General features: G+C 48.4%; 1 protein-coding gene and 1 pseudogene. Both read right to left on the minus strand.

Annotation, left to right across the window (positions count from 1 at the left end):
• Positions 1–285, minus strand: a pseudogene (locus H9Y04_RS45580) (hypothetical protein); the annotation flags it as partial.
• 169 nt (positions 286–454) lie between these two features.
• On the minus strand, positions 455–1,315 hold the full coding sequence (locus H9Y04_RS45585; RefSeq protein WP_000027057.1) for a broad-spectrum class A beta-lactamase TEM-1: 861 nt from the start codon (positions 1,313–1,315) through the stop codon (positions 455–457).
• Between the last annotated feature and the right edge of the window lie 134 nt (positions 1,316–1,449).

A 1,449-nucleotide genomic window follows, 5' to 3' on the forward strand; every position in this document is an offset into this window, starting at 1 on the left:
GTACAGGGTATCCAGCTCGGCCAGTCGCTCCTTGGTGGAGGCATGCAGCGACAATGCCTTTTTTACATCGCCCGCAGAAAGCGCGGCGGCAGCAGCCTTGAGCGATTCCGGGGTGACATATGCCCCGCAAATTCCATGCAGCCGGGTGCGTGCAGCCTCTACGGTCTGTTTGGGGGATTTATGCCGCCCCCATTCCTCAGTCAGGATGCGCCGCACGGTATCCGGGCAAAGGGCGCGGTATTTTTTTGAGGCCAGGATGGAGGTGAGGGCATCGTTGATGTTCATCGGTGTCTCCTAAATCGTTTTCGGGGTCTGACGCTCAGTGGAACGAAAACTCACGTTAAGGGATTTTGGTCATGAGATTATCAAAAAGGATCTTCACCTAGATCCTTTTAAATTAAAAATGAAGTTTTAAATCAATCTAAAGTATATATGAGTAAACTTGGTCTGACAGTTACCAATGCTTAATCAGTGAGGCACCTATCTCAGCGATCTGTCTATTTCGTTCATCCATAGTTGCCTGACTCCCCGTCGTGTAGATAACTACGATACGGGAGGGCTTACCATCTGGCCCCAGTGCTGCAATGATACCGCGAGACCCACGCTCACCGGCTCCAGATTTATCAGCAATAAACCAGCCAGCCGGAAGGGCCGAGCGCAGAAGTGGTCCTGCAACTTTATCCGCCTCCATCCAGTCTATTAATTGTTGCCGGGAAGCTAGAGTAAGTAGTTCGCCAGTTAATAGTTTGCGCAACGTTGTTGCCATTGCTGCAGGCATCGTGGTGTCACGCTCGTCGTTTGGTATGGCTTCATTCAGCTCCGGTTCCCAACGATCAAGGCGAGTTACATGATCCCCCATGTTGTGCAAAAAAGCGGTTAGCTCCTTCGGTCCTCCGATCGTTGTCAGAAGTAAGTTGGCAGCAGTGTTATCACTCATGGTTATGGCAGCACTGCATAATTCTCTTACTGTCATGCCATCCGTAAGATGCTTTTCTGTGACTGGTGAGTACTCAACCAAGTCATTCTGAGAATAGTGTATGCGGCGACCGAGTTGCTCTTGCCCGGCGTCAACACGGGATAATACCGCACCACATAGCAGAACTTTAAAAGTGCTCATCATTGGAAAACGTTCTTCGGGGCGAAAACTCTCAAGGATCTTACCGCTGTTGAGATCCAGTTCGATGTAACCCACTCGTGCACCCAACTGATCTTCAGCATCTTTTACTTTCACCAGCGTTTCTGGGTGAGCAAAAACAGGAAGGCAAAATGCCGCAAAAAAGGGAATAAGGGCGACACGAAAATGTTGAATACTCATACTCTTCCTTTTTCAATATTATTGAAGCATTTATCAGGGTTATTGTCTCATGAGCGGATACATATTTGAATGTATTTAGAAAAATAAACAAATAGGGGTTCCGCGCACATTTCCCCGAAAAGTGCCACCTGACG

The organism is Streptomyces polyasparticus (assembly GCF_014493765.1).
In the GTDB taxonomy this organism is placed as follows: domain Bacteria; phylum Actinomycetota; class Actinomycetes; order Streptomycetales; family Streptomycetaceae; genus Streptomyces; species Streptomyces polyasparticus.